Genomic DNA, 12,858 nt, shown 5'->3' with positions numbered 1-12,858 from the left:
ATACCAGGCAAGAGTAAGGATATTCCTGAAAGTGTGAGAAAGTCTGCAAAACATCCCTGAGTCAGGTAAGCTTTTAACGAGTTAAGTTAACTGAACTGTGTAAGAAGCCATCGTCGATTTGAGCCGTTTTGTATCGCATCCCGTCCCTCTCTGGTTACTCTTGCTGCTGGCAGGCGGTACGGCCAGTGCACAATCCTCCTTTATGCAACAGGCCGAAAATCCCTTTGACAATAATCAGGACGGGCTGCCCGATCTGGGGATGGCGCCCGACTCGCATGAAGGCGAAAAACATTTCGCCGAGATGGCGAAAGCCTTTGGCGAGGCGAGCATGATCGACAACGGTCTTGACACCGGTGAGCAGGCAAAACAGTTTGCCTTTGGCCAGGTGCGCGACGCGGTGAGTGAGCAGGTGAATCAACACCTGGAATCCTGGCTGTCGCCGTGGGGCAGGGCCAGCGTCAACGTACAGGTCGATAACGAAGGCAATTTCAACGGCAGTCGCGGAAGCTGGCTCGTTCCCTGGCAGGATAACTCGCGCTACCTCACCTGGAGTCAACTGGGGCTTACCCAGCAGGATGACGGACTGGTGAGTAATGTGGGTATCGGCCAGCGCTGGGCGCGCGACGGTTGGCTGCTCGGCTATAACACCTTCTACGATAATCTGCTGGATGAAAACCTTCAGCGCGGCGGACTGGGTGCCGAAGCGTGGGGGGAATACCTGCGACTTTCGGCCAATTATTACCAGCCGTTTGCCTCATGGCGCGCCCATACGCCGACGCTGGAGCAACGAATGGCGCGCGGTTACGACGTCACGGCTGAAATGCGAATGCCATTCTACGAATTTCTCAACACCCGCGTCAGCGTGGAGCAATATTTTGGCGACAGCGTGGATCTGTTCGATTCAGGAACGGGCTATCACAACCCGGTAGCGGTGAAGTTGGGGCTGAACTACACTCCGGTTCCGCTGGTGACCGTAACCGCTCAGCACAAGCAGGGAGAGAGCGGTCTCAGCCAGAACAACCTCGGACTGAACCTGAATTACCGCTTCGGCGTGCCGTTGAAAAAACAGTTGGCGGCAAGCGAAGTGGCGGAAAGTCAGTCGCTGCGCGGAAGCCGCTATGACAATCCGCAGCGCAACAACCTGCCGACGATGGAGTATCGTCAGCGTAAAACCCTGAGCGTATTTCTGGCGACCCCGCCGTGGGATCTGCATGCGGGCGAAACGGTACCGCTAAAATTACAGGTACGCAGTCTGCATGGCATTCGCCATATCACCTGGCAGGGGGATATGCAGGCGCTGAGTCTGACGGCGGGCGCAAACGCAGAAAGTGCTGAGGGCTGGACGGTCATTATGCCGGCCTGGGACAGCAGTGAAGGCGCGAGTAACCGCTGGCGACTGTCGGTGGTGGTGGAAGATGAGAAGGGGCAGCGTGTCTCTTCCAATGAGATCACGCTCGCGCTAACTGAACCGTTTATGACAATGCCAGAGGACGATCCGCGCTGGAGGTTGCTCCCGGAGGAGTAATCAGAAGATGCGTTCCTGATGCACCCACACTGCCGCTTCGACGCGTGATTTGAGCTTCATTTTCTTCAGCATATGCTTCACGTGGACTTTCACCGTGCTTTCGGTGATATCCAGACGGCGGGCAATCATTTTGTTTGGCAGGCCCTGGGCGATAAGCTTCAGAATGTCGCGCTCACGTGGGGTCAGTTGCGTGACGTCGCGATCGGAGGTGGCTCGGTTGGCGCGCAGGCTGGCAGCCAGCACCGGCGTTAACGCTTCGCTTAATACCATCTCTCCGGCAGCGGCCTGCTGTAACGACTTAAGCAAGTCTTCCGGTTCCATGTCTTTCAACAGATAACCGTCAGCGCCGCGCTTGAGCGCCGTCACGACATCCTCTTCATGATTCGACACGCTGAACACCACAATTCGACCGGACAGCGCCTTCTCACGCAGTTTGTCGAGGGTTTCCAGCCCGTTCATCCCCGGCATGTTCAGGTCGAGCAGGATCAGATCCGGGTCAAGCGATTCGGCCAGTTCGATACCCTGCTCGCCGTTACTGGCTTCACCGACCACAGTAATATCGGGTGCCATGCTGACAAGCTGTTTGACGCCGGTCCGCAGCATCGGATGATCGTCGATGAGCAGGATAGTTGCCGGTTCCTGATTATTCATGGGTATCTCCTTGAACTTCTGTGAAGTATTTTTCGGGAATAAAGGTGACAGCGACTTCAGTACCGCCCGTCTCGCGACGGCGTACCTGGCAATCTCCGCGCAGGCTCTGCGCCCGGTCGCGCATGATGATCATGCCATAGTGGTTACTGCGTTCGGCGTTCTCAGGAACGCCGCAGCCGTTGTCTTGTACAGTCAATTTAACCTGCTTGCCCTTTAGCGCTACGGTGACTATCACTTCATCAGCGTGAGAGTGCTTAAGCGCATTGCTTAAGGCTTCGCGGGCAATTTGCAGTAGATGAATCGCCTGATGCGAAGGCACCAGACGCGGTGGTAGCTGATAATCCAGTTTCACCGTAAAGCCAAAACGGGCGCTGTATTCCTGACAACTGGCTTCCAGCGCCGGGCGCAGACCGGGCTCGGCCAACTGTAAGCGGAACGTGGTCAACAGTTCGCGCAGTTGCGCCCATGAAGCGTTCAGTTCGTTGCGGATCTGGCTCAGCAGGTCGCGGCTGCTGTCCGGCAACGTCTCTCCCTGCATTTGCAGGCAACTGACCTGCATCTTCATACAGGACAGTGATTGTGCAATAGAATCATGCAGTTCGCGCGCAATGGTTGCACGCTCTTCCATGACAATCAACTGCTGCTGGCGTTCCTGATTGCGATCCAGCGCCAGCGTTGCGGTGAGTTGTTCCACGACGGTGTCCACCAGTTGTTGCTGATCGTGACTCAGGTGACGCCCCTGCGGCAGGGTCGCCAGTAAAATGCCGTATTGGGTGTGGGTGTCCGTTAAGCGCCATTTCAGCGTCATTCCCCCTTCAATTTGCGGCAGCGCGTCGCGCGGGCAGAGATGGCACCCCTTATCATCACAGCTGATATCGGACTGGCAGGTAAATTCCTGATGGTTATCTTCGTCTTCCTGGTCATACACCCGCAGTTCGATGTCATGCATTTGGGTCAGGTTTTGCAGACCGTTCAGCACCGGGGAGAGCCGTTCGCAAAGCGGTACCGGTGAATGCAGACGACGGTTCGCCTGCCAGAGAAAAGAGAGGATCTGGTTTTTCTGCTCCAGCCCGGCGGTTTTTTCCCTGACGCGCTGCTCGAGCACCGAATAGCTTTCCGCCAGTTCGTCTGACATGTTATTAAGCGCATCGCCGAGCATCGCCATCTCATTGCGCCCGCCGATCTGCGCGCGCTGAGTGAAGTCACGCTGGCTGACGGCACGGGCCATCGACAGCAGTTGTTTCCACGGCTGAAGCAGACGCGCCCGCAACCAGATAATGGTAAAGACCAGCAGCAGCGCCATGAAAATCGCCATCACCCGGTGCACCATGACCACGCGCTCGATGCGCATTTCGGTGATGTGATCAAACGCGGAGACGAGCCTGTCAAGACCGGTGACGAACTGGCTGACGTCGGCGGCGACGGCCTCTCTGCTGCTGGCCTGTTGCAGGCCAGGAGAGAGTTCGCGATGCCAGTAATCCTGGAGTGCGCGCAGTTGCGCCTGCTGGCCGTCGCGTTCTGCCGCACGGGTGAGTTCCGGGCTGAACGCCGTCTGTTCCATCTCATTAAGCAGTTTCTGGTCGTCAGCGTTCAACGGCACCGCCGCGAGCAGGCGATAGCTTTGCATCCGCAGTGAGCCCGCTTTATTGATGGCGTGCGCGCTGCCCTGCACGCCCTGGACCAGCCAGCCAGAGACAGCCATACCCGCCACGCCAATGGCGGTAGAGAGCATCACAATGAGCGCCACCTGGTTAACCAGCGTGAGCGGAGAGAGACAACGTTTTAGCATAAAACCTTCTTCCTTCAGGCCTCCGGACAGCGAATGAGGAAACCTTAATGAATGACGAGACTGCCGGTCAGAATTGGGCAGTGGCGTTATTCTCGACCATCCCCTGGAGTATACCCATACCTAAAACGAGTTACCTCTTAATTGCCGCGATCGGAGAGGATTTGAGGAAGGGGGTACCCGCGGCGGGCAGCACTGTGAAAAACCACGTATTTCTTGTCGAATTATTCTACTCACTTAGGGTGATCATGATTTTTTTGCTGTGATATCGACAACTTTTCCTTTGATTTATATCAACTTACCTTGCGCTGTAAACCCTAATGTTGCAGGCATCGAATCGAGTATCAGAGGTGTCTATGAGTCACTCATCCGCCCCGGAAAGGGCATCTGGAGCTGTAATCACAGAATGGCGGCCGGAAGACCCGGCGTTCTGGGCGCAGCGAGGTCAACGTATCGCCAGTCGCAACCTGTGGATTTCCGTCCCTTGTCTGCTGCTGGCGTTTTGCGTCTGGATGTTGTTCAGCGCTGTTGCGGTGAATCTGCCGAAAGTCGGCTTCAACTTTACGACTGACCAACTGTTTATGCTGACGGCATTACCGTCGGTCTCCGGCGCGTTGTTACGTGTGCCTTACTCTTTCATGGTACCGGTCTTTGGCGGCCGTCGCTGGACCGCGTTCAGTACCGGGATCCTGATTATTCCGTGCGTCTGGTTAGGGTTTGCGGTGCAGGATACTTCCACACCGTTCAGCACCTTCATTCTGATCTCTTTGCTTTGCGGTTTTGCCGGCGCGAACTTTGCCTCCAGTATGGCGAACATCAGCTTCTTCTTTCCGAAACAGAAGCAGGGCGGTGCGCTGGGGCTGAACGGCGGTTTGGGGAATATGGGCGTCAGCGTCATGCAACTGGTTGCGCCGCTGGTGGTCTCTCTGTCGATATTCGCCATCTTTGGCAGCCACGGGGTTGAACAACCGGACGGTTCGCAGCTGTATCTGGCGAATGCCGCGTGGGTCTGGGTACCGTTTCTCGCTCTCTTTACGCTGGCGGCCTGGTTCGGCATGAACGAACTGGCGACGTCGAAGGCGTCACTGAAAGAACAACTGCCGGTCCTCAAACGTGGTCACCTGTGGATCATGAGCCTGCTCTATCTGGCGACTTTCGGCTCGTTCATCGGGTTTTCCGCAGGCTTTGCGATGCTGTCAAAAACGCAATTCCCGGAGATTCAGATCCTGCACTATGCATTTTTTGGTCCCTTTGTCGGCGCGCTGGCGCGTTCGGCGGGCGGGGCTATCTCTGACCGTTTAGGCGGGACGCGCGTCACGCTGGTGAACTTCGTGCTGATGGCCATTTTCAGCGGCCTGCTGTTCCTGACGTTACCGACTAATGGTACCGGCGGCAGTTTCATCGCCTTCTTCGCGGTCTTCCTTGCGTTATTTATGACGGCAGGGCTGGGCAGTGGTTCCACCTTCCAGATGATCTCCGTTATCTTCCGTAAGCTAACGATGGATCGCGTGAAGGCGGAAGGCGGCTCTGAAGAGAAAGCGATGCGCGAAGCGGCGACCGATACGGCGGCAGCGTTAGGCTTTATTTCAGCGATTGGGGCCATTGGCGGCTTCTTTATCCCGAAAGCATTTGGCACCTCGCTGGCCTTAACCGGCTCGCCGGTTGGCGCGATGAAAGTCTTCCTGATCTTCTATATCGCCTGTGTGGTTATCACCTGGTTGGTATACGGGCGGCATTCGAAAAAATAAAAAGAGCAGTCATGTATCCCCCATTTGCGCGGCGTTAGACCGCGCTTTTTTTACATCTTATTTAGTTACAACATACTTTTGATTTGTTGTTCGCACCGTTCTGCCACCCCCTCAGCCGGAGGGTGTCTCCAGGGGGCATACCCCTTAATACCCACTTGTAAAGAATTAAACACTCGACTAATGCGTGATGAATAAAATAATCAATTAAATCAATAAAATAAATGAAATAATCAAATCATCCGAAAGGGGTATGTCCAGATTTACTCCCCGTTTTCATCCCTTTCCGCCTTGATCGTTATCAATTCTCACGTCCTTTCAGAGCGTTACCTTCGCTCTCAATCAAGCAATGTCGATTTATCTGAATGTCGATTTATCAGAGAGCCGTCAGGCTCCACAGGAGAGAACCGATGAGTAAATTCCTGGACCGATTTCGCTACTTCAAGCAGAAGGGTGAAACCTTTGCCGATGGGCACGGCCAGCTTCTCGAAACCAACCGGGACTGGGAGGATGGATATCGCCAGCGTTGGCAGCACGACAAAGTTGTGCGTTCAACCCACGGGGTTAACTGCACCGGCTCATGCAGCTGGAAAATCTACGTTAAAAATGGTCTGGTGACCTGGGAAACCCAGCAAACGGACTACCCACGTACCCGTCCGGACATGCCAAACCACGAGCCTCGCGGCTGTCCGCGCGGCGCCAGCTACTCCTGGTATCTCTACAGTGCTAACCGTCTGAAATATCCGCTGATGCGCAAACGTCTGATGAAGATGTGGCGTGAAGCGAAGAAACTGCACAGCGATCCGGTTGACGCCTGGGCCTCCATCATCGAAGACGCCGATAAAGCAAAAAGCTTCAAACAAGCGCGTGGTCGTGGTGGTTTCGTCCGCTCCTCCTGGCAGGAAGTCAATGAACTGATTGCCGCCTCCAACGTCTATACCGTGAAAACTTACGGCCCTGATCGCGTGGCCGGTTTTTCGCCGATCCCGGCGATGTCAATGGTCTCCTATGCGTCCGGCGCGCGTTACCTCTCCTTGATTGGCGGGACCTGCCTGAGCTTCTACGACTGGTACTGCGACCTGCCTCCGGCCTCACCGCAGACCTGGGGTGAGCAGACTGACGTGCCGGAATCCGCTGACTGGTACAACTCCAGCTACATCATCGCCTGGGGTTCTAACGTTCCCCAGACCCGTACGCCGGATGCCCACTTCTTTACTGAAGTCCGCTATAAAGGCACTAAAACCGTTGCGATAACGCCGGACTACGCTGAAATCGCCAAACTGTGCGACCTCTGGCTGGCCCCGAAACAGGGGACTGATGCGGCGATGGCGCTGGCAATGGGTCACGTCATGCTGCGTGAATTCCATCTCGACAACCCGAGCCAGTACTTTACCGACTACGTGCGTCGCTACACCGACATGCCAATGCTGGTGATGCTGGAAGAGCGTGACGGTTACTATGCTGCGGGTCGTATGCTGCGCGCCGCAGACCTTGTTGACGCGCTGGGCCAGGAAAACAACCCGGAATGGAAAACCGTTGCCATCAACAGCAATGGCGATATGGTCGCGCCGAACGGTTCTATTGGTTTCCGCTGGGGCGAGAAGGGCAAATGGAACCTTGAGCAGCGCGACGGGACGACCGGTGCCGAGACGGAACTGCAATTGAGTCTGCTGGGCAGCCAGGACGAGATCGCCGAGGTGGGCTTCCCGTACTTCGGCGGTGAAGGCACCGAACACGTTAATAAAGTTGAACTGGAAAACGTGCTGTTGCACAAACTGCCGGTTAAACGCCTGCAACTGGCGGACGGCACCACGGCGCTGGTCACCACCGTTTACGATCTGACGATGGCCAACTACGGTCTGGAACGCGGTCTGAACGATGCTAACTGCGCAACCAGCTACGACGATATCAAAGCGTACACCCCGGCGTGGGCAGAGCAAATTACCGGCGTTCCGCGTGCGCAGATCACCCGCATCGCGCGTGAGTTTGCCGACAATGCGGATAAGACGCACGGTCGTTCGATGATCATCGTCGGTGCCGGTCTGAACCACTGGTACCACCTCGATATGAACTATCGCGGGCTTATCAACATGCTGGTGTTCTGTGGCTGTATCGGCCAGAGCGGCGGCGGTTGGGCGCACTATGTCGGCCAGGAAAAACTGCGTCCGCAGACCGGCTGGCAGCCGTTGGCATTTGCCCTTGACTGGCAGCGTCCGGCACGTCACATGAACAGTACGTCGTACTTCTACAACCACTCCAGTCAGTGGCGATATGAGACGGTTACCGCACAGGAGCTGCTGTCGCCGCTGGCAGATAAATCGCGCTACAGCGGACATCTGATTGACTTCAACGTGCGTGCCGAGCGCATGGGCTGGCTGCCGTCGGCACCACAGCTTGGCACCAACCCGCTGACCATCGCACAAGAGGCGAAGAAGGTCGGGATGACGCCGGTGGATTACACCGTCAAGTCGCTGAAAGACGGTTCGATTCGTTTCGCGGCCGAACAGCCGGAAAATGGGAAAAACCATCCACGCAACCTGTTCATCTGGCGCTCCAACCTGTTGGGCTCCTCCGGTAAAGGTCACGAATTCATGCTGAAGTACCTGCTGGGAACCGAGCACGGTATTCAGGGCAAAGACCTGGGCAAGCAGGGCGGCGTGAAGCCGGAAGAAGTGGAATGGCAGGACAACGGCCTCGACGGCAAACTGGATCTGGTGGTAACGCTGGATTTCCGTTTGTCGAGCACCTGTCTGTACTCCGATATCGTGCTGCCAACCGCTACCTGGTATGAGAAAGACGACATGAATACCTCGGATATGCATCCGTTTATTCATCCGCTTTCCGCCGCCGTTGACCCGGCATGGGAATCAAAAAGCGACTGGGAAATCTACAAAGCTATCGCGAAGAAATTCTCAGAAGTGTGCGTGGGGCACCTCGGGAAAGAGACGGATGTCGTCACGCTGCCAATTCAGCATGATTCTGCCGCCGAACTGGCACAGCCGCTGGATGTGAAGGACTGGAAAAAAGGCGAATGTGACCTGATTCCGGGCGTTACCGCGCCGCACATCATGACCGTTGAACGTGATTATCCGGCAACGTATGAGCGTTTTACCTCGATTGGCCCGCTGATGGAGAAAATCGGTAACGGCGGTAAAGGGATCGCCTGGAACACGCAGAGCGAAATGGATCTGCTGCGCAAGCTTAACTACACCAAGGCAGACGGCCCGGCGAAAGGCCAGCCAATGCTCAATACCGCCATTGACGCGGCAGAGATGATCCTGACGCTGGCCCCGGAAACAAACGGTCACGTGGCGGTGAAAGCCTGGGCGGCGCTCAGCGAGTTTACCGGTCGCGACCATACCCATCTGGCGACGAACAAAGAAGAGGAAAAAATCCGCTTCCGCGATATCCAGGCCCAGCCGCGCAAAATCATCTCCAGCCCGACCTGGTCCGGTCTTGAAGATGAACACGTCTCCTACAACGCGGGCTATACCAACGTTCATGAGCTGATCCCGTGGCGCACGCTGACCGGTCGCCAGTCGCTGTATCAGGATCATCAGTGGATGCGTGATTTCGGCGAAAGCCTGCTGGTTTATCGTCCGCCAATTGACACCCGTTCGGTGAAATCGGTGATGGGCGAGAAATCCAACGGTAACCCGGAAAAAGCGCTCAACTTCCTGACGCCGCACCAGAAGTGGGGCATTCACTCCACCTACAGTGACAACCTGCTGATGCTGACGCTGGGGCGCGGTGGCCCGATTGTGTGGATGAGTGAAGTGGATGCCAACGATCTGGAGATCAAAGATAACGACTGGATCGAAGTGTTCAACAGCAACGGTTCGTTAACTGCGCGCGCAGTGGTGAGCCAGCGTGTCCCCGCGGGTATGACCATGATGTATCACGCACAGGAACGTATCGTGAACATTCCTGGCTCAGAAATCACCGAGCAGCGCGGCGGTATTCATAACTCGGTCACCCGTATTACGCCGAAACCAACTCACATGATCGGCGGCTATGCGCAGTTGGCCTACGGCTTTAACTACTACGGCACCGTCGGTTCGAACCGCGATGAGTTCGTGGTGGTACGTAAGATGAAGAACATTAACTGGTTGGATGGCGAAGGCAATGACCAGGTACAGGAGAGCGTAAAATGAAAATTCGTTCACAAGTCGGCATGGTGCTGAATCTCGATAAGTGCATCGGCTGTCACACCTGTTCCGTGACCTGTAAAAACGTCTGGACCAGCCGTGAAGGTGCTGAATACGCGTGGTTCAACAACGTTGAAACCAAGCCTGGCACCGGCTTCCCGACCCACTGGGAAGATCAGGAAAAATACAAGGGCGGCTGGATCCGAAAAATCAACGGCAAAATCCAGCCGCGCATGGGCAACCGTGCGATGCTGCTGGGCAAAATCTTTGCTAACCCGCATCTGCCGGGCATTGATGACTACTACGAGCCGTTTGATTTCGATTATCAGAACCTGCACAACGCAGCCGAAGGTAAGCATCAGCCGATCGCGCGTCCGCGCTCGCTGATTACCGGCCAGCGGATGGCGAAAATCGAAAAAGGGCCGAACTGGGAAGACGATCTGGGCGGTGAGTTTGAGAAGCTGTCGCAAGACAAGAACTTCGAAAACATGCAGAAGGCGATGTACGGCCAGTTTGAAAACACCTTCATGATGTATCTGCCGCGACTGTGCGAACATTGCCTCAACCCGGCGTGTGTGGCGACCTGCCCGAGCGGCGCCATCTATAAGCGTGAAGAAGACGGCATCGTGCTGATCGACCAGGACAAGTGCCGTGGCTGGCGGATGTGCATCACCGGTTGCCCGTACAAAAAAATCTACTTCAACTGGAAGAGCGGTAAGTCTGAGAAGTGCATCTTCTGCTATCCGCGTATCGAAGCCGGTCAGCCGACCGTGTGCTCCGAAACCTGCGTGGGCCGTATCCGTTACCTTGGCGTGCTGCTGTATGACGCGGATGCGATTGAAAATGCAGCAAGCACCGAGCATGAGAAAGATCTCTACCAGCGCCAACTGGATGTGTTCCTCGATCCGAACGATCCGGCGGTCATTGAACAGGCGCTGAAAGACGGTATTCCGCAGAGCGTCATTGACGCGGCGCAGCAGTCGCCAGTTTATAAAATGGCAATGGACTGGAAGCTGGCGCTGCCGCTACATCCGGAATATCGCACGCTGCCGATGGTGTGGTATGTACCGCCTCTGTCACCGATTCAGTCGGCGGCGGATGCGGGCGAACTGGGCAGCAACGGCATTCTGCCTGACGTGGACAGCCTGCGGATCCCGGTTCAGTACCTCGCTAACCTGCTCACCGCAGGTGATATCCAGCCGGTATTGCTGGCGCTGAAACGTATGCTGGCGATGCGCCACTACAAACGTGCGGAAACGGTTGACGGCAAAGTGGACACCCGCGCGCTGGAAGAGGTGGGCTTAAGCGAAGCACAGGCGCAGGAAATGTACCGTTACCTGGCGATTGCCAACTACGAAGATCGCTTCGTGGTACCGAGTAGCCACCGTGAACTGGCGCGTGATGCATTCCCGGAGAAAAGCGGTTGTGGCTTTACCTTCGGCGACGGTTGCCACGGTTCTGATACTAAGTTCAACCTGTTTAACAGCCGCCGCATTGATGCCATCGATGTGACCAGCAAAACGGAGCCGCACCAATGATTGAACTCGTCATTGTTTCGCGTCTGCTTGAGTACCCTGATGCTGCCCTGTGGCAGCATCAGCAGGAACTGTACGATGCACTCGCGTCATCTGAAAATCTCAATAAAGAGGATGCGCATACGCTCAGCGTTTTCCTGCGCGACTTAACCGCGCAGGAGATGCTGGATGCGCAGGCCAATTACAGCGAACTGTTCGACCGCGGTCGGGCAACCTCGCTGTTGCTGTTCGAACACGTCCACGGTGAGTCTCGCGACCGCGGTCAGGCGATGGTTGACCTGATGGCACAGTACGAGCAGCACGGTTTGCAGCTCGACAGCCGTGAGCTGCCGGACCATCTGCCGCTGTATCTGGAGTATCTGGCACAGTTGCCCAAGCGCGAGGCGCTGGGCGGGTTGCAGGACATTGCCCCGATTCTGGCGCTGCTGGGTGCGCGTCTGCAACAGCGTGAAAGCCGCTATGCGGTATTGTTCGATCTGCTGCTGAAACTGGCGAATGCGACTGTCGACAGCGACAAAGTCGCGGAGAAAATTGCGGATGAAGTTCGCGATGATACGCCGCAGGCGCTTGATGCGGTCTGGGAAGAAGAGCAGGTGAAATTCTTTGCCGATCAGGGCTGCGGCGAGTCTGAAATTTCCGCTCATCAGCGTCGTTTTGCCGGAGCCGTTGCGCCGCAATATCTGAATATCACCACCGGAGGACAGCAATAATGCACTTCCTGAATATGTTCTTCTTTGACATCTACCCGTACATTGCCGGGTCCGTGTTTCTGATGGGTAGCTGGTTGCGTTACGACTATGGTCAGTACACCTGGCGTGCCGGGTCCAGTCAGATGCTGGATCGCAAGGGGATGAACATGGCATCGAACCTGTTCCATTTTGGGATATTGGGGATCTTTGCCGGCCACTTCCTCGGCATGCTGACGCCGCACTGGATGTATGAAGCCTGGCTGCCTATTGAAGTGAAACAGAAGATGGCGATGATTGGCGGCGGTGCGGCGGGCCTGATGTGCCTTGTCGGCGGTGTACTGTTGCTTAAGCGTCGTCTGTTCAGCCCACGCGTGCGGGCAACCACCACCGGAGCCGATATCCTGATCCTTTCGCTGCTGGTGATCCAGTGCGCGTTGGGACTGTTGACTATTCCGTTCTCCGCCCAGCATATGGACGGTAGCGAAATGATGAAACTGGTGGGCTGGGCACAGTCTGTGGTGACCTTCCACGGTGGCGCGTCTGCGCATCTGGAGGGTGTGGCATTTATCTTCCGTCTGCATCTGGTGCTGGGGATGACGCTGTTCCTGCTGTTCCCGTTCTCCCGGCTGGTACACATCTGGAGCGCGCCGGTCGAGTACCTGACGCGCAAATACCAGATTGTTCGCGCCCGTCACTGATACGGTTTTTGTGTTGCTAAACCCTGCTCCGGCAGGGTTTTTTTATGGGGGCGTGCGACCTGAATTGTCGGATGGCGCTAC

8 protein-coding genes are annotated in these 12,858 nt (G+C 56.1%); 6 read left to right on the top strand and 2 right to left on the bottom strand.

Going from position 1 to position 12,858, the window contains the following annotated elements:
* Positions 1-118: 118 nt before the first annotated feature.
* Positions 119-1,525, top strand: coding sequence for a YchO/YchP family invasin (locus OGY35_RS21585; RefSeq protein WP_286633420.1), 1,407 nt, complete (start codon positions 119-121; stop codon positions 1,523-1,525).
* Here the strand turns inward: OGY35_RS21585 and narL are convergent, their stop codons facing one another.
* Positions 1,526-2,176, bottom strand: a complete 651-nt coding sequence (gene narL, locus OGY35_RS21580; RefSeq protein ID WP_042318615.1) for a two-component system response regulator NarL — start codon at positions 2,174-2,176, stop codon at positions 1,526-1,528.
* Positions 2,169-3,965, bottom strand: a complete 1,797-nt coding sequence (gene narX, locus OGY35_RS21575) for a nitrate/nitrite two-component system sensor histidine kinase NarX (RefSeq protein ID WP_286633419.1) — start codon at positions 3,963-3,965, stop codon at positions 2,169-2,171. Before narX ends, narL begins: the two co-directional genes overlap by 8 nt.
* 353 nt (positions 3,966-4,318) lie before the next feature.
* On the opposite strand from narX, the gene OGY35_RS21570 reads away from it, so the two are divergent.
* The 5 genes from OGY35_RS21570 to narI all read left to right on the top strand — a co-directional run bounded on the left by OGY35_RS21570 (position 4,319) and on the right by narI (position 12,777).
* On the top strand, positions 4,319-5,710 hold the full coding sequence (locus OGY35_RS21570) for a NarK family nitrate/nitrite MFS transporter (RefSeq protein WP_286633418.1): 1,392 nt from the start codon (positions 4,319-4,321) through the stop codon (positions 5,708-5,710).
* Positions 5,711-6,117: 407 nt separating this feature from the next.
* Positions 6,118-9,861 (top strand): nitrate reductase subunit alpha, encoded by a 3,744-nt coding sequence (locus OGY35_RS21565; protein WP_286633417.1) that lies wholly within the window; start codon positions 6,118-6,120, stop codon positions 9,859-9,861.
* The gene (gene narH, locus OGY35_RS21560) at positions 9,858-11,393 is read left to right on the top strand and encodes a nitrate reductase subunit beta (protein ID WP_286633416.1); all 1,536 of its coding nucleotides are present in this window, start codon (positions 9,858-9,860) and stop codon (positions 11,391-11,393) included. The genes OGY35_RS21565 and narH overlap by 4 nt, the downstream gene beginning before the upstream one ends.
* Entirely contained in the window at positions 11,390-12,100 is a 711-nt protein-coding gene (narJ, locus tag OGY35_RS21555; RefSeq protein ID WP_152404314.1) for a nitrate reductase molybdenum cofactor assembly chaperone, read from the top strand. The genes narH and narJ overlap by 4 nt, the downstream gene beginning before the upstream one ends.
* On the top strand, positions 12,100-12,777 hold the full coding sequence (narI, locus tag OGY35_RS21550) for a respiratory nitrate reductase subunit gamma (protein ID WP_286633415.1): 678 nt from the start codon (positions 12,100-12,102) through the stop codon (positions 12,775-12,777). Before narJ ends, narI begins: the two co-directional genes overlap by 1 nt.
* The last annotated feature ends 81 nt before the right edge of the window (positions 12,778-12,858 follow it).

Source organism: Citrobacter sp. Ct235 (assembly GCF_030332305.1).
GTDB lineage: Bacteria > Pseudomonadota > Gammaproteobacteria > Enterobacterales > Enterobacteriaceae > Citrobacter_A > Citrobacter_A telavivensis.
Note: the sequence above shows the minus strand (reverse complement) of the source record. Positions and strands in the feature narration are given on the sequence as shown.